The organism is Actinacidiphila yanglinensis, assembly GCF_900107965.1.
GTDB lineage: Bacteria > Actinomycetota > Actinomycetes > Streptomycetales > Streptomycetaceae > Actinacidiphila > Actinacidiphila yanglinensis.
The window spans coordinates 279,352-299,282 of sequence record NZ_FNVU01000003.1; the positions used below are offsets into that span (position 1 = coordinate 279,352).

Annotated in this window: 18 protein-coding genes; 3 read left to right on the forward strand and 15 right to left on the reverse strand. The window is 72.4% G+C overall.

Annotation, left to right across the window (positions count from 1 at the left end):
* Positions 1–37 precede the first annotated feature (37 nt).
* The 3 genes from C4U44_RS43425 to C4U44_RS08200 form a co-directional block, all read right to left on the reverse strand.
* Positions 38–133 (reverse strand): putative leader peptide, encoded by a 96-nt coding sequence (locus tag C4U44_RS43425; RefSeq protein ID WP_322973577.1) that lies wholly within the window; start codon positions 131–133, stop codon positions 38–40.
* A gap of 92 nt (positions 134–225) precedes the next feature.
* Positions 226–1,500 (reverse strand): helix-turn-helix domain-containing protein, encoded by a 1,275-nt coding sequence (locus tag C4U44_RS08195; RefSeq protein ID WP_103884984.1) that lies wholly within the window; start codon positions 1,498–1,500, stop codon positions 226–228.
* A gap of 292 nt (positions 1,501–1,792) precedes the next feature.
* Entirely contained in the window at positions 1,793–3,442 is a 1,650-nt protein-coding gene (locus C4U44_RS08200) for an acyl-CoA dehydrogenase family protein (RefSeq protein ID WP_103884985.1), read from the reverse strand.
* A gap of 18 nt (positions 3,443–3,460) precedes the next feature.
* Here C4U44_RS08200 and C4U44_RS08205 point away from each other — a divergent pair, with 18 nt between their 5' ends.
* Entirely contained in the window at positions 3,461–4,822 is a 1,362-nt protein-coding gene (locus C4U44_RS08205; RefSeq protein ID WP_235031912.1) for a YihY/virulence factor BrkB family protein, read from the forward strand.
* A gap of 10 nt (positions 4,823–4,832) precedes the next feature.
* The gene (locus C4U44_RS08210; protein WP_235031913.1) at positions 4,833–5,510 is read left to right on the forward strand and encodes a helix-turn-helix domain-containing protein; all 678 of its coding nucleotides are present in this window, start codon (positions 4,833–4,835) and stop codon (positions 5,508–5,510) included.
* Here C4U44_RS08210 and C4U44_RS08215 read toward each other — a convergent pair.
* Entirely contained in the window at positions 5,500–5,925 is a 426-nt protein-coding gene (locus tag C4U44_RS08215) for a VOC family protein (RefSeq protein WP_103884987.1), read from the reverse strand. The two genes, C4U44_RS08210 and C4U44_RS08215, sit on opposite strands and share 11 nt — an antisense overlap.
* A gap of 331 nt (positions 5,926–6,256) precedes the next feature.
* On the reverse strand, positions 6,257–7,549 hold the full coding sequence (locus C4U44_RS08220; RefSeq protein WP_103884988.1) for an alginate lyase family protein: 1,293 nt from the start codon (positions 7,547–7,549) through the stop codon (positions 6,257–6,259).
* Between the two features lie 291 nt (positions 7,550–7,840).
* Between C4U44_RS08220 and C4U44_RS08225 the strand changes: the two genes are divergently transcribed.
* Positions 7,841–9,091 carry a ThuA domain-containing protein gene (locus C4U44_RS08225; protein WP_103884989.1) on the forward strand — a complete coding sequence of 417 codons (1,251 nt, stop codon included), beginning with the start codon at positions 7,841–7,843 and terminating at the stop codon, positions 9,089–9,091.
* A gap of 72 nt (positions 9,092–9,163) precedes the next feature.
* Here C4U44_RS08225 and C4U44_RS08230 read toward each other — a convergent pair whose 3' ends face one another.
* The 10 genes from C4U44_RS08230 to kdpF form a co-directional block, all read right to left on the reverse strand.
* Positions 9,164–10,324 (reverse strand): NAD-dependent formate dehydrogenase, encoded by a 1,161-nt coding sequence (locus tag C4U44_RS08230; protein ID WP_103884990.1) that lies wholly within the window; start codon positions 10,322–10,324, stop codon positions 9,164–9,166.
* Between the two features lie 102 nt (positions 10,325–10,426).
* Positions 10,427–11,353, reverse strand: a complete 927-nt coding sequence (locus tag C4U44_RS08235) for a LysR family transcriptional regulator (protein ID WP_103884991.1) — start codon at positions 11,351–11,353, stop codon at positions 10,427–10,429.
* 24 nt (positions 11,354–11,377) lie between these two features.
* Positions 11,378–12,544, reverse strand: coding sequence for an ABC transporter ATP-binding protein (locus C4U44_RS08240; RefSeq protein ID WP_407642815.1), 1,167 nt, complete (start codon positions 12,542–12,544; stop codon positions 11,378–11,380).
* A gap of 68 nt (positions 12,545–12,612) precedes the next feature.
* Positions 12,613–13,473 carry an ABC transporter permease gene (locus C4U44_RS08245; RefSeq protein WP_407642803.1) on the reverse strand — a complete coding sequence of 287 codons (861 nt, stop codon included), beginning with the start codon at positions 13,471–13,473 and terminating at the stop codon, positions 12,613–12,615.
* Entirely contained in the window at positions 13,470–14,339 is an 870-nt protein-coding gene (gene modA / locus C4U44_RS08250; protein WP_407642804.1) for a molybdate ABC transporter substrate-binding protein, read from the reverse strand. Before modA ends, C4U44_RS08245 begins: the two co-directional genes overlap by 4 nt.
* Before the next feature lie 185 nt (positions 14,340–14,524).
* Entirely contained in the window at positions 14,525–15,208 is a 684-nt protein-coding gene (locus C4U44_RS08255) for a response regulator (RefSeq protein ID WP_103884994.1), read from the reverse strand.
* Positions 15,209–15,210: 2 nt separating this feature from the next.
* The gene (kdpC, locus tag C4U44_RS08260) at positions 15,211–15,807 is read right to left on the reverse strand and encodes a potassium-transporting ATPase subunit KdpC (protein WP_265737313.1); all 597 of its coding nucleotides are present in this window, start codon (positions 15,805–15,807) and stop codon (positions 15,211–15,213) included.
* A gap of 25 nt (positions 15,808–15,832) precedes the next feature.
* Complete coding sequence (gene kdpB, locus C4U44_RS08265) at positions 15,833–17,974, reverse strand: potassium-transporting ATPase subunit KdpB (protein ID WP_103884996.1); 2,142 nt, start codon at positions 17,972–17,974, stop codon at positions 15,833–15,835.
* On the reverse strand, positions 17,974–19,638 hold the full coding sequence (kdpA, locus tag C4U44_RS08270; RefSeq protein ID WP_103884997.1) for a potassium-transporting ATPase subunit KdpA: 1,665 nt from the start codon (positions 19,636–19,638) through the stop codon (positions 17,974–17,976). Before kdpA ends, kdpB begins: the two co-directional genes overlap by 1 nt.
* Positions 19,638–19,727: a K(+)-transporting ATPase subunit F gene (kdpF, locus tag C4U44_RS08275; protein WP_103884998.1), complete on the reverse strand. Its 90-nt coding sequence runs from the start codon at positions 19,725–19,727 to the stop codon at positions 19,638–19,640. The genes kdpA and kdpF overlap by 1 nt, the downstream gene beginning before the upstream one ends.
* Between the last annotated feature and the right edge of the window lie 204 nt (positions 19,728–19,931).

The following is a 19,931-nucleotide window of genomic DNA, read 5'->3' on the forward strand; positions in this document are numbered from 1 at the left end:
GGGGACGGCGGGTCGGCGCGCTCGCGCTACGAGCGCGCTAGTGTGCGGTCGGCCTCGCCGGACAGATGGCGCTGGACACGCGGCAGAAGTCGACGTGCGGCCGACCTACCAAGGCGATTCCAGTGCGTGACATGACGAAAGCGTGGCACGCGTGTGTTCGGCCAGTCCACCGACATCCACGATGTGGACTACTTCATCTCGATATGCGGGCAACCGTGATGCGGGTCACTCCCGCTCCGCGAGTACCGCGGGAGCCAGCGAGCGGGGCAGCAGCTCGTGCCCGCGGAGCGGGCGGAGCAGCTCCACCTCGACCCCGTCGGCGAACCGGTACGGGCGGTGCGCCAGCACCCCGCCGAGGGTACGGCGCAGCCGCGACATCTCGGCCCGGACGGTGACGGTGCGGCTCGGGTCGCCGAAGAGATCCGCGGCCAGCTGGGCCGCGCTGCGCCCGCCGCGGTGCAGCGCCAGCACGAACAGCAGCTCGGCGTGGCGCGGCGAGAGCGGCTGCGCCCAGTTCCCGGCGGGGCCGTGCACGGTCACCGTGCTGTCGCCGGCCCCGCTGAGGTCGAGCACCACCCGGTTCCCGGCCGGCGGCCGCTCCCGTGCCCCCGGCCGGATCAGCCAGCCGCCCGGCAGCGGGTCCAGCTCGCACAGCCCCAGCGACGGCAGCCACACCTGCCCCGCCCGCGCCTGCGCGGGCAGCGGCACCCGGTCCGGTGGCGCCATGCCGGTCACCGCGGCCGTCCAGCCGTTCCCGTCCACCACCAGCGCCTGCCCGGCGATCCGCGCCAGCAGCGGCGCCGCCACCGACCGCAGCCGCTCCACCGCGGCCCAGTGCCGCGTGCGCAGCTCCCCCTCCGCGACCCGCGCCACCGCCGACACGAGTGCGAGCGTGGCCGGGTGCACGCTGGCCACCGGGCCGCTCACGTCGACCACGCCCAGCAGACGGCCGTCCCGCGGGTCGTGCAGCGGCGCGGCGGCGCAGGTCCAGCCGTGGTGGGTGCGCACGAAGTGCTCGGCCGAGTGCACCTGCAACGGGGTGCCGGTGATCAGCGCGGTGCCTATCGCGTTGGTGCCCACGGTGTCCTCGGCCCAGGACGCGCCCTCGGCGAAGCCCAGCCGGTCCGCGCTCCTGCGCACCGCGAGGCTGCCGTCGCGCCACAGCACCCGGCCCTCGGCGTCGGTGACGACCATGATGTGCCAGGCCGCGTCCGCGACCGACACCAGCCCGTCGCGCAGGCCGGGCAGGATCTCGGCGATCGGCGTGGACCGCCGGCGGTGCTCGATCTCGTCGGTGCTCAGCACCCCGTTCGGCGTCCCGTTGTCCGGGTCCACGCCCAGCCGCAGCGCGCGCCGCCACGACTCACCGATCACCGCGCGCGGCGCCGTCCGCGGCACCTTGCCGGCCAGCGCGGCCTCCCGCACCGACGCCAGCAGCCGCGCCGAGGTCTGCGGGCCGGTACCGCCCGGTCGCACCGGGCCGATCGGAAGGTGTGCCATGTCGCCCCCGCTCAGCCGCTGTTGCCAGTTCCGGTTGGGTCGGTGCGCCGCGCCGCCGCAGCCGCCGCCGTGCGCCGGGCCTGCCTGCAACGTGCTGCAACCGTTGCGAGACTACGCGCATTCGACGGAAGGTGACGGCAGGTCACCGGTCCGCTCCGGGTCCGACTCGCGACCCTGGGCGCCCCTTCGGGGAGGCCGTGGACCGGGGGTGGCGCCGAGTCGGCGCGGCGCCACCCCCCTCGACCGCGACGGCCGCCGTTCCACGGCCCTCCGTAGGACGCCGGCGCCGCCCTCAGCGCTCCACCGGCCGGGCCCGTTCGACCAGTGCGGCCAGGTCGGCCGAGCGCGGCAGCGTGCCGAAGGCGGTCCCCCAGTCCCGGCCCAGCCGCGACGCGCAGAACGCGTCGGCGACCGGCGCCGGCGCGAACCGCACCAGCAGCGAGCCCTGCAGCACCAGCGCCATCCGCTCCACCACCCGCCGGGCCCTGGCCTCGATGTCCTCCAGGTCGGCGAGGTCGGCGAGCAGGTCCTTCACCGCGGCGTCCAGCCGGTGGTCCGCGCCGTGCGCCAGCCCGATCTCGGTGAGGAACGCGTCGACCGCCTGCGGCTCCCGCTGCAGCACCCGCAGCACGTCCAGCGCCTGGACGTTGCCGGAGCCCTCCCACACCGAGTTCAGCGGCGACTCCCGGAAGATCCGCGGCATGCCGGACTCCTCCACGTAGCCGTTCCCGCCCAGGCACTCCAGCGCCTCGACGGCCACCGCCGGGCAGCGCTTGGTGACCCAGAACTTGGTGACCGCCACCGCGAGGCGCCGCAGGCTGCGCTCCTGCGGGGTGTCCGCGTCGTACGCGGCGGCCAGCCGCAGCACCGTGGTGGTCGCCGCCTCCGACTCCAGTGCCAGGTCGGCCAGGACGTTGCGCATCAGCGGCTTGTCGATCAGCGGTCCGCCGAACGCGTGGCGGTAGGTGGCGTGGTGCACCGCCTGGGCCACCGCCTGGCGCATCAGCGCGGCCGAACCCAGCGCGCAGTCCAGCCGGGTGGCGGCGACCATCTCGATGATCGTGGCGACGCCGCGGCCCTCCTCGCCGACCCTGCGCGCCCAGGTGCCGGCGAACTCCACCTCCGAGGAGGCGTTGGAGCGGTTGCCGAGCTTGTCCTTCAGCCGCTGGATCGCGAAGACGTTCCGGCTGCCGTCGGCGAGTACCCGCGGCACCAGGAAGCACGTCAGCCGGTCCTGCCCCTGCGCGGGCACCTGGGCCAGCACCAGGAAGCCGTCCGACATCGGCGCCGAACAGAACCACTTGTGCCCGGTGAGGGCGTACGTGCCGTCCTCGGCGAGCGGCTCCGCGCGGGTGGTGTTGGCCCGCACGTCGGAGCCGCCCTGCTTCTCGGTCATGCCCATACCGAACAGCGCGCCCGGCTTCTGCCCGGGCGGCAGCAGCCGGGCATCGTAGACGCGCGAGCCGAGCCGCGGCTCCCACTCGGCGGCCAGTCGGGGGTCGGCGCGCAGCGCGGGCACCGCGGCGTGCGTCATCGACACCGGGCAGCCGTGCCCGGCCTCGACCTGCGACCACACCATGAATCCGGCCGCCCGGCGCAGGTGCCCGTCGGGCCGCGACCAGGCGTCGGTCAGTCCGGAGGAGACCGCGTGGCCCAGCAGCCGGTGCCAGGACGGATGGAAGTCGACCTCGTCGATCCGGTTGCCGTAGCGGTCGTGGGTGCGCAGCACGGGTGTAAAGGTGTTCGCCTCCTCGGCCCACCGCTGCGCCTGAGCGGAACCCGCGGCCTTGCCGAGGTCGCGCAACTCGCCGGTGATCTCCGCCAGCCGCACCGGATCCGCGTGCCGGGCCACGCCTTCGGCGAGCGCGCGGTCGGTGCTGTACACGTCATGGCCGACCAGGGGCGGCGCCTGGTTCGTGACCGTGTGAGTGGGGGCAGTCATGCCAGCTAACGTAAGGGGGTGCAAGCAGCAGACGAAAGAAGCCATCGGCGTCCGGGCCGCTGGCGGAGAGCCCGTGCGCTGTACCGGAATGTCTCCAAACGCCGGATGGCCTGGCTGCTGCTGAAGGACACCGTCGACTCGTGCATGGAGTACCGGGTCACCGGACTCGCCGCCGAGGCGGCCTTCTTCGTCCTGCTGTCCCTCCCGCCGCTGCTGCTCGGCCTGGTCGGCGCGCTGGGCTACGTCGACACCGTCATCGGCCTGGACACGATCGACCACATCCGCCAGAACATCCTCAAGGCGTCGGCCACGGTGCTCTCCGACAAGGGCGTCAACCAGCTGGTCAAGCCCCTGGTGGACGACGTCTTCCACGGTCGCCGGCCGGACCTGATCTCGATCGGCTTCCTCATCGCCCTGTGGTCGGGCTCCCGCGCCGTCAACGTCTTCGTCGACACCATCACCATCATGTACGGCCTGGAGGGCCGCCGCGGCATCGTCCGCACCCGGCTGATGTCCCTGGTGCTGTACGTGGCCGCGCTGCTGGTCGGCGCGGCGGTGCTGCCGCTCATCGTGATCGGGCCCGACACCCTCACCGGGTTCCTGCCCGGCGGCGCGGCCACCGAGCACATCCTGTACTGGCCGGCCGCGCTCTTCGCCTCGATCGCCTTCCTCACCACGCTCTACCACGTCTCCGTGCCGGTCAGGTCGCCCTGGTACGAGGACGTGCCCGGTGCCCTGGTGGCGCTGCTGATGTGGGTGGTCGGCAGCTTCATCCTGCGGATCTACCTCACCCACGCCGTCGAGGGGCACACGATCTACGGCTCGCTGGCCGCGCCCGTCGCGGTGCTGCTGTGGATAGGCGTGTCCGCGTTCGCCGTTCTGGTCGGCGCGGCGGTCAACGCGGCCGTGGACCGGGTGTGGCCCTCGGTCGCCACGTCGGCGGCCCGCGAGGAGAACAACCGGCTGCGCGAGGCCGCCGCCGAGGCCGTGGTGGCCCGCGCGGCCGCGCGCCGGGCCCGGCACGCTGCGCCGAGCAGCGACGACGAGGAGGAGCGCGAGGCGCAACTGCCGCCGGCGGAGTACCCGGAGCGCTGGGCCGACTTCCACCCCCATCTCGACGTCCGGGCCCGGCTGCGGCCCAGCCGTCCCGGCACCACGCCGCGCCGCCGCCCCCCGGCCCCCGACGCCCGCGCGTACCCGGGCGAGTTGCCGCCCGTCCCGCCGCCCGCCGCTCCCGCGCCGGCACCGCCCGCCGCGCCGCCCGCCGCGCCCGCGCCGTTCGGCCCGCCGTCCCCGCGCGTACCGCCGATGCCGCCGAACGCCCCCAGCGCCCTGGGCGACGGCAGGCCGCCCCCTGCCCAACCGCCCGCGCGCGGGTGACAATGAGGGCGTGTACAGCGAGTGGGCGCATCCGGCCGGCGGGGTGACCGTGTGGGCGCGGACGCACGGCGGCGGCGATTACCGCGTGCTGCCCGACGGCTGCATGGACCTGATCTGGCGTGACGGCGAGTTGCTGGTCGCCGGCCCCGACACCGCGGCCCACGCCGAGCGGGAGCGCCCGGGCGTGGCGTACGCCGGGCTGCGCTTCGCACCGGGCACCGGTCCGTGGCTGCTGGGCGCGCCCGCACGCGAGGTACGCGATCTGCGGGTGCCGCTGGACGCGTTGTGGCCCGGCGCCGCCGCCCGGCGCCTGGCGGCGCGCGCCGCGGACGACCCGGTGGCGGCACTGACCGGGTGGGTGACCCGGCGCACCCGGCAGGCGGGCCCCGCGGACCCGCTGCCCGGGCGGGTGGCCGGGGCGCTGGCGGACGGGCGCTCGGTCGCTCAGGTGGCCGGCTGGACCGGCCTGGGGGAGCGGCAGTTGCGGCGCCGCTGCGAGGCCGCGTTCGGCTACGGGCCGAAGACGCTGGCACGGGTGCTGCGCCTGCAGCGGGCGCTGGAACTGGCCCGCGCGGGCGGGTCGTTCGCCGCGGTGGCGGTGGCGGCGGGGTACGCCGACCAGCCGCACCTGTCCCGCGAGGTGCGCGCGCTGGCCGGGGTCCCGCTGCGCGAACTGGTCAGACGGTAGCGTCCCCGGCCGCGGACGGCAGTGCCGCGAACAGGTCCACCGCGTTGCCGTCGGGGTCGTGGACGATCGCGTAACGCTGGCCCCAGAAAGCGTCCCAGGGTTCGAGGTGGCCCTGGTGCCCCGCGCCGGTCAGCTCGGCGTAGCAGGCGTCCACGCCTTCCGGGCTGGCGCAGTCGAAGGCGAGCGAGACCCGCGTGCCGGTGGCCGGCGTCCACCGCGGGTCGAAGGAACGGACGGTGTCGACGGTGTCCCACGCCAGGCGCAGCCCGCCGGGCAGGCCCACCTCGACGTGCGGCTGCGCGTCGGCGTCCGCGGGCACCTCCAGCCCGAGTCGGCGGTAGAAGGCCAGCGAGGTTGCCATGTCGGCGACGGTCAGCGCGACCAGGTCGATCCGGGGAGTTGTCTTTGTGCTCATGAGGGCCACGCTACGGCCGAGCTCCCCCCCACGTCTTGAACGTTTCGGACCCTCCCGGGTGCCCCTGTCCGCCGGTCGAGGGACCATCTGCCGGTGGCCTGCTGAGCGCGCAGTTCCCCGCGCCCCTTGGCGGGTGCGGCTCCCTCCGCGAAAGGAGGGCAACCACCAAGGGGCGCGTGGGGGCACTCCCCCTGGCTTCGCCGGGGGCACCCCCACCCAGCCGCCAGGCTGGGGGAGAACTGCGCTCCCCCAGAGCTCCGCCTGGGGGGACCCCCACACCACCGCCGGACCGCAAGGTCCCTCGACCGGCGGACATGGGCGCCCCGGTGGGTCAGGGCACGACCGCAGGATTCTCCGCGTTGGTGAGCGTCTCCCACGCCACGAACAGGTCGTTCGTGCCCGCGGGGCGGCGGGACTCGGTGAGCGTCTGGGTGTTGGTCATCGCGATGCCCATCCGGTTGTGCAGCGCGTTGTAGCCGACCTCGGTGACCGGGCCGAGCCCGAGGGTGAGGGACCCGCCGCACAGCCACGACGGCGGGGCGGTGCCCAGCTCGTACTTGGACTGGAACCCCAGTGCCTGCCGCAGCCGTTCGCCGACCTGCGGGTAGAGGTCCTGGCCCTGGATCGCCGCGGTCTCGGCGACGTCCGAGATGGACGCGATGCCGTAACCCGTGTGGGTGAAGTCGCGGCAGGTCTCCTGGGTCAGCCCGGTGACGAACGTCGACTGCCCCTGCCAGTAGCTGATGATCTTCGCGCTGGTGTCCAGCCCGGAGCCCGGCACGGTCTTGGGCAGCGCGCCGTCGGTGGAGAGGTAGACGTACGCCGCGACCCGGTTGAGGTAGCGGGTGATCGCCTTGTCGTAGTCGGTGGCGTCGTTCAGGAAGATGGAGATGCCGACCGCGGCCTCCATCATCGTCAGCTCCCAGTTGCCGTTGCTGTTGGAGCCGTTGATGACCTCGGGCAGGTAGACGGTGCGCAGCATGGTGGAGAACTTGGTGATGTCCGCGGCCGACCAGCCGCTGTAGGTGTAGCGGATGATCTCCGCCGCGCGCGGCCACACCGAGCCCGCCCAGCCGGTCTGCAGCGGGGCGTTGCTGTTGGTGTGCTGGGTGATGGTCGACGCCCAGGCGTTCATCAGCTCGATGGACTTCTGCGCGTAGGCGCTGTTGCCGGAGATGTACCAGGCCAGCGCGTCGGTGTAGGCGGCGATGGCGTCCTGGCGCTCGTCCGTGCAACCGTTGTTGGGGTTGGAGTACGGGCCGCAGTCGACGCTGGCGCGCGGCTTGGGGGTGCGGGACAGGGAGGCGTAGGAGCTCCCCGTCATCTGGTTGTACGCGTCCTTCCAGGGCTCGGCGTTCGCCTGCACCTTGCCCTTGATGAAGTCGAGTTGGGGCAGGCTGACCATCACGCCGGGGTGGGTGAAGGTGGTCGGCGCGGCGGCGACGGCCGGCGCGGCCGCGGCGGGTGCGGCGGCCCTGGCCCGTCCGGCGGCCGAGGCGGCGCCGGTGCCGGGCAGCGCGGCGAACGCGGTGCCGAGCGCGGCCGCGGCGGCGATCAGGACGGTGGCGCGCCGAAAGCGTTTCCGGGTGGGGGAGGGGGTGCTGCTGCGGGGGGTTCTGCGCATGGGGGGCTCCTGGTTCCGCATGGGCGGGGACGCGCGGGAGTGCACGCAGGGAAGTGCGGGAACAACTCCGGTACGGAACGGGAAGGAAACCTTCCTGTCCGTGGTAGGCGAGGATCGCGGTGGTACGCCGTGGAGTCAAGGGGCTGAACACACGTCAAGCCGCTGACCTGGTCGGCCCAGTTGACGGGCCATGGATTCGGACAGAGGTCATTGACATGAACATAGTCTGGACCTTTGAATTCCCGGTACAGGCGCACGTCCCCACCGTCGCGCGACAGGAAGGTCCCCCACATGATCAGATCCCGCACGGCCGCGACCTGGTCCCGCTCCCTCGTCACCCTCTTCGCCCTGCTCGCCGCCGTGCTCGGCGTGCAGGCGGGACCCGCGCACACCGCCCACGGCGCCGCGCCGTTCAAGGTGATCGCGTTCTACAACGGCGACTACGACGCCGCCCACATCAGCTTCGACCACGAGGCGAACGCGTGGTTCCCGCAGCAGGGCGCCGCGAACGGGTTCACCTACACCGCGACCACCGACTGGAGCCAGCTCAACACCGCCAACCTGGCCAACTACCAGGTGGTGATGTTCCTGGACGACTACCCGCACACCGCCGCCCAGCAGTCCGCGTTCCAGACCTACATGCAGAACGGCGGCGGCTGGATCGGCTTCCACGTCGCCGCGTACAACGACGCGGTGCCCAGCGACTGGTCCTGGTACCACAACACCTTCCTGGGCACCGGCACCTTCAAGAGCAACAGCTGGGGGCCGACCCAGGAGACGCTGAAGATCGAGGACCCGAACCACCCGGCCACCGCGGGCCTGCCGTCGACCATCACCTCGTCGGTGAGCGAGTGGTACAGCTGGCAGAACGATCTGCGCACCAACCCCGACATCGACATCCTGGCCTCGATGGACCAGTCGACGTTCCCGATCGGCACCGACCCCGACCAGACCTGGTACAGCGGCTACTACCCGATCGTGTGGACCAACCGGAACTACAAGATGGTCTACAACAACTTCGGCCACAACCTGATGGACTACGACACCAACACCACGCTGTCGTCCACCTTCGCCAGCGCCCAGCAGAACCAGCTGCTGCTCCAGGAGATCCGCTGGGCGGCCGGCCAGAGCGGCACCGTCACCCCGCCGCCCGCCGACCCGACCGGTCAGGTCACCGGGTACGGCGGCAAGTGCGTGGACGTGGCCGGCGCGAGTTCCACCAACGGCGCCGCCGTGCAGCTCAACGACTGCAACGGCACCACCGCGCAGCAGTGGACGGTCGGTTCCGACGGCACGCTCAAGGCCCTGGGCAAGTGCATGGACGTCAGCTCGGCCGGCACGGCGAACGGCACGAAGGTCCAGCTCTACGACTGCAACGGCACCGGGTCGCAGGTCTGGCAGCCCGGCAGCGGCGGCTCGCTGGTCAACCCGCAGTCGGGCAAGTGCCTCGACGCCACCGGGCCCAGCTCCGCCAACGGCACCCGGCTGCAGATCTGGAGCTGCACCGGTTCCGCCAACCAGGTCTGGAACCTGCCGGGCTGACCGGCACCCCGCGTGCGGCCCGGACCGACGGGCCCGGGCCGCACGCCGAACCGGCCCCGCCGGCCGGGCCGTTCAGCCGCGGGTGGAGTACGAAGCGGCGCCGGTCCCGGCCAGGCCGCCGCCCGCCACGATCAGGTACTCGTCGCGGATCGGGCTGCCGTCCAGCCAGTCCTCCAGGATCTCCCGGGTGCCGGCCGCGTAGCGGGCCTGCGCCGACAGGGTGGTGCCGGAGATGTGCGGGGTCATGCCGTGGTGCGGCATGGTCCGCCACGGGTGGTCGGCCGGCGCCGGCTGCGGGAACCACACGTCGCCGGCGTACCCAGCCAACTGGCCCGAGCGCAGCGCACGTTCGACCGCATCGCGGTCGGCTATCCGGGCCCGCGCGGTGTTGATCAGGTACGCGCCGCGTTTCATCCGCCCGATCAGCGCGTCGTCGAACATCCCCTCGGTCTGCGGGTGCAGCGGCGCGTTGATCGTCACCACGTCGCAGTGCGGCACCATCGCGGCGCCCGACTCGTGGAAGACCAGGCCGAGTTCGCGCTCCACCGGCTCGGGCAGCCGCTTGCGGTCGGTGTAGTGCAGCGTCACGTCGAACGGGGCCAGCCGGCGCAGCACCGCCAGCCCGATCCGCCCCGCCGCGACCGTTCCGACGTGCATGCCCTCCAGGTCGTACGACCGCTGGGCGCAGTCCGCGATGTTCCAGCCGCCGTCCAGCACCCACCGGTGCGACGGCAGGTAGTTGCGGACCAGCGACAGCGTCATCATCACCACGTGCTCGGCGACGCTGATGCTGTTGGAGAAGGTGACCTCGGCGACCGTGACGCCGTGCGCGATGGCCGCGTCCAGGTCGACGTGGTCCGAGCCGATGCCCGCGGTGACGGCGAGCCTGAGGTTCCGCGCGGTGGCCATCCGCTCCGCGGTCAGGTACGCCGGCCAGAACGGCTGCGAGATCACCACGTCCGTGTCGACCAGTTCCCGCTCGAAGACCGATCCCGGCCGGTCCTTGTCCGAGGTGACCACCAGGGTGTGGCCGCGGCTCTCCAGGAAGGAGCGCAGGCCCAGCTCGCCGGACACGCTGCCGAGCAGCTGCCCGGGCGTGAAGTCGGTGCCCTTCGGGGTGGGGGCGGTCTGCCCGTCGGGGTAGCGGTCGATCACCGGCAGGTCGTCGCGGGCGTAGCCGGACGGGTATCCGTCCACCGGGTCGTCGTACAGCACACACAGCACCTTTGCCATGACGGCGGCTCCTCAACTGGGGTGCGGGAAGGTGCACTTCACGTTCCTCGGGAGCGCGGGGGAGCGTCAAAGCGAACGTTTCTATGCCCGGATAGGCGCCGGCTATCCGGAGGTGTGGGCGGCCAGCAGCAGGTCGAGGCGGTTCCGCACCCGCACCTGCCGGGCGACCGCGAGCAGCGCCCGGGTCAGGGCGGGCACCGGGGCGCGGTCGGCCAGGACCAGGCCGACCCGGGGGCCGTGCGCGGGACCGGCGAGCGGCACCGCCCGCATTCCGGCCGGCACCCCGAACATGTGCAGCCAGGCGTGGGCGATCACGCACGACCAGTGGCCCGCGTCGAGGTGGGCGTAGAGCCCGGCGACGGTGTCCGCCTCCACCGCGGGCGCCGCCACCAGACCCTCGGCGGCGAAGTAGTCGTTCATGATCCGCCGGTTGCGCATCGTCGGCGCCAGCAGGCACAGCGGCAGCGCGGCCACCTCCGCCCAGCTCACCTCGGCCCGGCCGGCCGCAGGGCCGTCCACCGGGGTGAGCAGCAGGTACCGCTCCTCGTACAGCGGTATCTTGCGGACCTGCCGCAGCGTCTCGTCGTCCAGGTAGGTCATGGCGACGTCGAGTTCGGCGTCGGCCAGGCCGGCGGTGATCTCGCGCGAGGACAGCGAGCGCAGCGACACCCGCGCCCGCGGGTGCGCGGCGCAGAACGGCGAGGTCAGCAACGAGGTCGCGGTGAGCGCGGTCGGGATCGCGCCGATCCGCAGGGTGCCGGTCAGCCCGCCCCGCATCACCGACAACTCCTGCTCCAGCGCGTCGCGTTCGGCCAGCACCTGGTGCGCCCAGGCCAGCACCCGCTCGCCCTCGGGGGTCAGCCCCTCGAAGCGGCGCCCGCGCCGGACGATCGGCACGTCCAGTTCGTGCTCCAGCTTCGCGATCGCCGCCGAGAGCGACGGCTGCGAGACGAAGCAGGCCGCGGCCGCCCGCGCGAAGTGCCGTTCCCGCGCCAGGGCCACCAGGTACTCGAGCTGGCGCAGCAACATGGGAGCGGCCCTCCGGACGGGATGTCAGGCAGGATAGGCGTGCGTCTGGGCGGCCTTCACCGACGCCCACACCTCCGTGCCCTCGCGCAGGTCGAGTTCGGCGACCGCGGGCGCGGTCAGGTCGGCGGCCAGCGGCAGCCCGTCCTCGGCGCCGGCCAGCGCGATCCGGAACTGGGCGCCGTGCGACTCCATCCCGGTGATCCGGGCCCGCCACGCGTTGCGTGCGCTGGACTCCGGACGGTCCCGGTGCAGGGTGACCGCGCTCGGCGGGAACGCCACGAAGGCGGGCCCGGCCAGCTCCTCGCTGCCGGTCAGCACGAACTCCGGCCCGACCCGGACCTGGTGGCCCTCGGCCTCGCCCCGGTACAGGTTCAGGCCGACCAGCCGGGCGATGTAGTCGGTGCGCGGGTGGCGGGCGATCTCGACGGGCGTGCCCTGCTGCACCACCGTGCCGTTCTCGACCACCACCAGCCGGTCCGCGAGCACCATCGCGTCCAGCGGGTCGTGCGTGACCAGCACCGCGACCGCCTCGAATGCGGCGAGGTGGCGGCGCAGTTCGGCGCGGACGTCCAGCCGGGCGCCGGCGTCCAGGGCGGCCAGCGGCTCGTCGAGGAGCAGCAGGCGGGGCGCGGTGGCCAGCGCGCGGGCCAGCGCGACCCGCTGGGCCTGGCCGCCGGACAGCCGGCGCGGCTTGGCGTGCGCGTGCGCGGCCAGGCCCATCCGGTCCAGCAGGTCGGCGGCCAGGGCCCGCGCCTCGGACCGGCCGGCGCCGTGGCAGCGCGGCCCGAACGCCACGTTGTCCAGGGCGCTGAGGTGCGGGAAGAGCAGGTAGTCCTGGAAGATCACGCCGACCGGGCGCCGCTCGGGCGCGATCCGCACCCGTCGCTCCGGCTGCTCCAGCACCTGGCCGTCCAGCCGCAGATGGCCCTGCGTGAGCCCGGTCAGCCCGGCGAGGGCGCGCAGCGAGGTGGTCTTGCCGGCGCCGTTGGGGCCGAGCAGTGCCAGGACCTCGCCGGGGGCCACCGACAGCCGCACGTCGAGCCGGAAGTCGCCGCGGTCGACGACGAGATGGGCGTCCAGTCCGAGGTCCGCGCCCGGACCCGCGCCCGTGTCCGGACCCGCGCCCGTGTCCGGACCCGCGCCCGTGTCCGGACCCGCGCCCGCGTCCGCGCCCGCCTCGGTGCCGGACACGCCGCCGTCACGCGCGCCCGTACCCGCGCCCGTACCCGTGCCCGCCTCGGTGCCGGGATCGCCCCCGCTCATACCGCGCCCGCCCCCGTCCAGCGGTCGCGCAGCCCGGCGAGGACCGTGATGGAGACCGCCAGCAGTACCAGGCTCAGCGCGACCGCAGCGTCCGGGTCGTCCTGGAGCGCGAGGTAGACCGACAGCGGCATGGTCTGGGTGCGGCCGGGGAAGCTGCCGGCGAAGGTGATCGTCGCCCCGAACTCGCCGAGCGCACGCGCCCAGGCGAGCACGGCGCCCGCCGCCACCCCGGGCGCGATCATCGGCAGGGTGACCCGGCGGAAGGCGGTGAACCGGGAGGCGCCCAGCGTCGCCGCCGCCTCCTCGTACCTGCTGTCGGCGGCGCGCAGCGTGCCCTCGACGCTGATCACGAGGAACGGCATCGCCACGAACGCCTCGGCGACGACCACCCCGGCCGTGGTGAAGGGCAGGGTGATCCCGAACCACGAGTCGAGCCACTTCCCGACGACCCCGTTGCGGCCGAGCGCCAGCAGCAGCGCCACCCCGCCGACCACCGGCGGCAGCACCAGGGGCAGGGTCACCAGGGCGCGGACGATCCGGCGGCCGGGGAAGCGGGTCCTGGCCAGCAGCCAGGCCAGCGGCACCCCGAGCACCAGGGCCACGGCCGTCGCGGAGGTCGCCGTCTCCAGCGACAGGCGCAGCGCCTGCCACACCGCGGAACTGGTCAGCAGGTCGGGCATGCCCCGCCAGGGGGCCCGGATCAGCAGCGCCAGCAGCGGCACCAGCAGGAAGGCCAGGCCGACCACGGCGGGCAGCAGCAGGGGCAGCGGGACGGCGCCGCCCCTGCCGCGCGGGCGCCGAGCCCGGGCGCGCGGCCCCGGCGGCTCGACGTCCGCGTTCTTCAGTGCGGGGATCACGGGTTCAGGAAGCCCGCCTGGGTGAGCACCTTCTGGCCCTCGGCGGACTTCACCAGCGCGATGAACGCCGCGGCGCCGTCCGGGTTCGGCGCGCCCTTCAGCGGCGCGATCGGGTACTCGTTGATCGCCTTCGCCGACTCGGGGAAGTTGACGCCCTGCACCTTGCCGCCGGCGCTGTTCACGTCGGTCTTGTAGACCACCGCCGCGTCGGCCTCCTTCAGCTCCACTTTGGTCAGCGCGGACTTCACGTCCTGCTCGTACGACTTCGGCGTCAGCTTGAGGCCGCTGGCGGTCAGCGCGGTCTGGGCGGCGGCGCCGCACGGGACCGTCTTGGCGCACAGCACCACCGACAGGCCGGACCCGGTCAGGTCCTTCAGGCTGCTGATGTGCTTGGGGTTGCCCGGCAGCGTGGCGATCTCCAGCTGGTTGCGGACGAAGTCCGAGGGCGTGCCGCTCGCGTCGCCCTTGTCGGTGACGGTCTTCATCGTCGCCGGGCTGGCCGCCGCGAACACGTCCGCGGGTGCACCGCCGGTGATGCTCGCCGCGAGCTGGTCGCTGCCGCCGAAGCTGAAGACGACCTTGGTGCCGGGGTACGCCTGCTGGAAGTCCTTGCCGAGCGTGGTGAAGGTCTCCTTCAGCGATGCCGCCGCGAAGACCACCACCGTGCCGGAGACCTTCTTCTGCGCGCCGGTGGCCGACGCGCTGCCGGACGGCGCGGCCGACGACGACGGGTCCGAGGAGGACGTGTCCGAGGAGGAGGAACACGCGGAGAGCGCGAGGAGCAGCGCGGCGCCGCCGGCGATCGCGCACAGGCCGGGCGCACGCCGTATGTGGGGGTGGGCCGGTCGCGTACGTCGTGTGGTCACAGAAAACTCTCCCTCTCTGCCGCGCCGCAGGACGCGGGCACGGGCACGATGATAGTTCCGCATCTGCCAGGGGAAAGTCTGCTGTCGCATCGCATAATCCAAACAACCGGGAGCCCCACCCTGGCCTGTGCGATCGCACGACGATCGCTTTCAGGCCAGGGTGGGGCCGCCGTCACTGCGGGGGGTCACGGTTCGAAGCGGTACCCCATCCCGGGCTCGGTGACGAAGTGCCGGGGGCGGGTGGGGTCGTCCTCCAGCTTGCGGCGCAGCTGCGCCATGTAGACCCGCAGGTAGTTGGTCTCCGTCCGGTAGGTGGGGCCCCACACGTCCCGCAGCAGCTGCTTCTGGCTGACCAGCCGGCCCGGGTTGCGGACCAGTGCTTCCAGCAGGTGCCACTCGGTGGGGGTCAGCCGGACGTCCACACCGTGCCGGCTGGCCTTCTTGGCGGCCAGGTCCACGGTGAAGGCGTCCGTCTCCAGCCGGGCGGCCGACGGCTCCTGCTCCTGGTCGGAGCGGCGCCGCTCGGCCGCCCGCAGCCGGGCCAGCAGCTCGTCCATCGCGAACGGCTTGGTCACGTAGTCGTCCGCGCCCGCGTCCAGCGCCTCCACCTTCTCGTCGGAGCTGTGCCGGGCCGACAACACGATGATCGGTACCCGGGTCCAGCCCCGTATGCCGGCGATGACGTCCACGCCGTCCATGTCGGGCAGGCCGAGGTCGAGCAGCACCACGTCCGGGTGCCGGTCGGCGGCCATCCGCAGGGCGGTGGTGCCGTCGTAGGCGGCATCCACCTCGTAGCGGCGTGCCCGCAGGTTGATCACCAGGGCCCGTACGATCTGCGGTTCGTCGTCGACGACGAGGATGCGCGTCATGGTCAACCCAGCTTCGCCAGGGCCAGGTTGAGGGTGACCACGTTGACGTACGGCTCACCCAGGAAGCCCACCGCGCGGGTGTGGGTGTTCGACGAGACGAGGCTGCGCACCTTCGCCGGGCTCAGGTCGCGGGCGTTGGCGACCCGGTTGACCTGCTCGGCGGCGTACGCCTTCGAGATGTCCGGGTCCAGGCCGGAACCGGAGGCGGTGATCGCGTCGGCCGGTACGTCCTTCGGGTTCACCCCGTCGAACGCGGCGACCGCGGCGCGGCGCTCCTTGATCGTCTTGACCAGGCCGGGGTCGTTGGGACCCAGGTTGGACGCGCCCGACGCCGTCGGGTCGTAGCCCCCGGCGGACGGCCGCGGCTGGAACCACTTCGGGTCCGGCGACGGCGTCGTCTGGCCCTTCTTGAGCGGCAGGTTGAAGTTCTGCCCGATCAGGCTGGAGCCGACGGTCTTGCCGTCCAGCTTCACCTGCGAGCCGTTGGCCTTGCCGGGGAACGCCGCCTGGGCGACACCGGTGACCAGCAGCGGATAGGCCAGGCCGCAGATCACTGTGAACACCAGGAGCATTCGCAGGGCGGCCAGATGGTTGCGCACGATACGCACGATGACTTGCCCTTTCTCAGTTCAGGCCGGGGATGAACTGCACGACGAGGTCGATGAGTTTGATGCCGGCGAACGGCAGGACCAGCCCGCCCAGGCCGTACACCCATATGTTGCGGCTGAGCAGCGCGGAGGCCGAGGACGGCTTGTAGCGCACGCCGCGCAGGGCCAGCGGGATCAGGGCCACGATGATCAGCGCGTTGAAGATGATCGCGGAGGTGATCGCCGAGGTCGGGCTGTGCAGGCCCATGATGTTGAGGTGGTGCAGGCCCGGGTACACGCCGGCGAACATCGCGGGGATGATCGCGAAGTACTTCGCGACGTCGTTGGCGATGGAGAAGGTGGTCAGCGCGCCGCGGGTGATGAGGAGTTGCTTGCCGATCTCGACGATCTCGATCAGCTTGGTCGGGTTGGAGTCGAGGTCCACCATGTTCCCGGCCTCCTTGGCGGCCGAGGTGCCGGTGTTCATCGCCACGCCGACGTCGGCCTGGGCCAGCGCGGGGGCGTCGTTGGTGCCGTCGCCGGTCATCGCGACCAGCTTCCCGCCCTCCTGCTCCCGCCGGATCAGGGCCATCTTGTCCTCGGGCGTGGCCTCGGCGAGGAAGTCGTCCACGCCGGCCTCGTCCGCGATCGCCTTGGCGGTCATCGGGTTGTCGCCGGTGATCATCACGGTGCGGATGCCCATCCGGCGCAGCTCGTCGAACCGCTCCCGCATGCCTGCCTTGACGACGTCCTTGAGGTTGATGACGCCGAGCACGGTGGCGACCTTGGTCCCCTCGCGCTCGACCACCTCACCGACGACCAGCGGGGTGCCGCCGGCCCCGGCGATGGCGTCGACCATCGGGCCGATCTCCTCGGTGGGGTGGCCGCCGTTCTCGCGGATCCACTGCATCACCGCGGTCGCGGCGCCCTTGCGCAGGCTGCGCTGGTCGCCGTCCTCGACGAGGTCGACACCGCTCATCCGGGTCTGCGCGGTGAACGGCACGAACTGCGCGCCCCGCAACTCGCCCTCGGCGCGGCCGCGCAGGGCGTACCGCTCCTTGGCCAGGACCACGATGGAGCGGCCCTCGGGCGTCTCGTCGGCCAGCGACGACAGCTGGGCGGCGTCGGCGAGTTCCTCGATGGTCACCTTGCCCGCGGGCACGAACTCGGCCGCCTGCCGGTTGCCCAGGGTGATGGTGCCGGTCTTGTCCAGCAGCAGGGTGTTGACGTCGCCCGCCGCCTCGACGGCACGTCCCGACATGGCCAGCACGTTGCGCTGCACCAGCCGGTCCATGCCCGCGATGCCGATCGCGGACAGCAGCGCCCCGATCGTGGTCGGGATCAGTGCCACCAGCAGCGCCACCAGGACCACGATGGTCTGCTCGGCGCCCGCGTAGATCGCGAACGGCTGGAGGGTCACCACGGCCAGCATGAAGATGATGGTCATCGACGCCAGCAGGATGTTCAGCGCGATCTCGTTCGGCGTCTTCTGCCGTGCCGCGCCCTCGACCAGGGCGATCATCCGGTCGATGAAGGTCTCACCCGGCTTGGAGGTGATCTTCACGACGATCCGGTCGGACAGGACCGTCGTACCGCCGGTGACCGCGGAACGGTCGCCGCCGGACTCGCGGATGACCGGTGCGGACTCGCCGGTGATCGCCGACTCGTCGACCGAGGCGACGCCCTCGACGACGTCGCCGTCGCCGGGGATGATCTGCCCGGCCTCGACCACCACGTGGTCGCCGAGCCGGAGTTCGGCGGCCGGCGCCGACTCCTCGCGCGGGTTCGCGGCGCCGTGCCGCCAGTCGACCAGCCGCCGCGCGACGGTGTCGGTCTTGGTCCGGCGCAGCGTCTCGGCCTGCGCCTTGCCGCGGCCCTCGGCCACGGCCTCGGACAGGTTGGCGAAGATCACGGTCAGCCACAGCCAGACGGCGATCACCCAGGCGAAGACGCTCGGGTCCTTGATCGCGGACAGCGTGGTCAGTACCGAGCCGACCTCGACCACGAACATGACCGGGTTGCGGACCATGGTGCGGGGGTCGAGCTTCCGGCACGCGTCAGGAAGCGAGACGAGCAGTTGCTTCGGATCGAGCATCCCGCCGGAGACCCGGTGCCGCTCGGGCGGCTCCGGGGTCGCCCCCGGCGATACGGGGGGTTCGAGGGTGGTCACGGACGACATCAGTGGAGACCTTCCGCAAGCGGCCCCAGCGCGAGCGCGGGGAAGTACGTGAGACCGACGACGATGATGACCACCGCGGTCAGCAGGCCGACGAACTGCGGCCGGTGGGTGGGCAGGGTGCCCGCGGTCGCCGGCACCGGTTGCTGCTTACCGAGCGAGCCGGCCAGCGCCAGGATGAACACCATGGGCAGGAAGCGGCCGATGAGCATGGCCAGGCCCAGCGCGGTGTTCCACCAGTTCGAGGTCACGGTGATACCGGCGAACGCGGAGCCGTTGTTGTTGGCGGCCGAGGTGAAGGCGTACAGCACCTCGGAGAAGCCGTGCGCGCCGGTGTTGAGCATGTTCGCCCGCTCGCCGGGCAGCGCCATCGCGATGCCCGCGCCGACCAGCACCACCGCGGGGGTGGTGAGGATGTACAGCGAGGCGAACTTCATCTCCCGGCCGCCGAGCTTCTTGCCCAGGTACTCCGGGGTGCGGCCGACCATCAGACCGGCCACGAAGACCGTGATGATGGCCAGGATGAGCATGCCGTACAGGCCGGAGCCGGTACCGCCGGGCGCGATCTCGCCCAGCATCATGTTGAAGATGGTCGTGCCGCCGCCCAGCGGCGTGAACGAGTCGTGGAAGGAGTTGACGGCTCCGGTCGAGGTGAGCGTGGTCGACGCCGCGAACAGCGCCGACCCCCAGACCCCGATCCGCTGTTCCTTGCCCTCCAGCATGCCGCCGGCCGCGTGGCCCGCCGCGCTGTGGTAGCTGTGCAGCTCGTTGACGGTGATGATCGCCACCGAGGCGGCCCAGATCAGCGCCATCACCGCGAGGATCGCGTAGCCCTGGCGCTTGTCGCCGACCATCGTGCCGAAGGTGCGCGGCAGGCAGGCGGAGATCACCAGCAGCAGGTAGATCTCGACGATGTTGGTGAAGGCGTTGGGGTTCTCGAAGGGGTGCGCGGAGTTGGCGTTGTAGAACCCGCCGCCGTTGGTGCCGAGTTCCTTGATGGTCTCCTGCGAGGCGACCGGACCGCCGGTGATGCTCTGGTGGTCGCCGACGATCGTGGAGATGGAGTGGACGCCGTGGAAGTTCTGGATGGCGCCGCACGCGACCAGGATGATCGCGAAGACGAAGGCCATCGGGAGCAGCAGCCGCAGCACGATCCGGGTCAGGTCCACCCAGAAGTTGCCGACCCGGTCGGTGCGCCTGCGGGTGAAGCCGCGGATCAGGGCGGCGACGACCGCGATGCCCACGGCGGCCGACACGAAGTTCTGCACCGCCAGACCCGCCATCTGCACCAGGTGGCCCATGGTCGACTCACCGGAGTACGACTGCCAGTTGGTGTTGGTGACGAAGGACACGGCGGTGTTGAAGGACGTCGCCGGGTTGACCGCCGCCATCCCTTCGGCCAGCGGCAGGTGGTTCTGCAGCCGCTGGAGCCCGTACAGGAACAGCACGGACATCGCGGAGAACGCCAGCACGCTGCGCAGGTAGACCGGCCAGCGCTGGTCGGCGTCACCGTCCACCCCGCCGGCCCGGTAGAGGAACTTCTCCACCTTCCAGTGCCGCGGCGAGGTGAGGATGTGGGCCATGTAGTCGCCCAGCGGCCGGTAGGACAGGGCGAGTACGGCGAGCAGCGCGAGGATCTGCAGCCAGCCCGCAAGGGTGTCGTTCACTAGAACTTCTCCGGGTGGATCAGGGCCAGCACCAGGTATCCGACCAGGGCCACCGCGACGACGAGTCCGACGACGTTCTCCACGCTCACAGCCGCTCCACCCCCTTGGCCACCAGGCCGATGACGGCGAAGACGACGACGCTCAGGAGAATGAATAGAAGGTCTGGCATGCGAAGGCACCCCGGGAAGTCATTCGATGAGGGACGGAACCGCCCGCCTGCCGTGGTGGGGCAGGTGGGCGACGCCGACCGGTTCACCGGTCGGCCCCCCTACTGAATCCCGCCGCCACCCGAC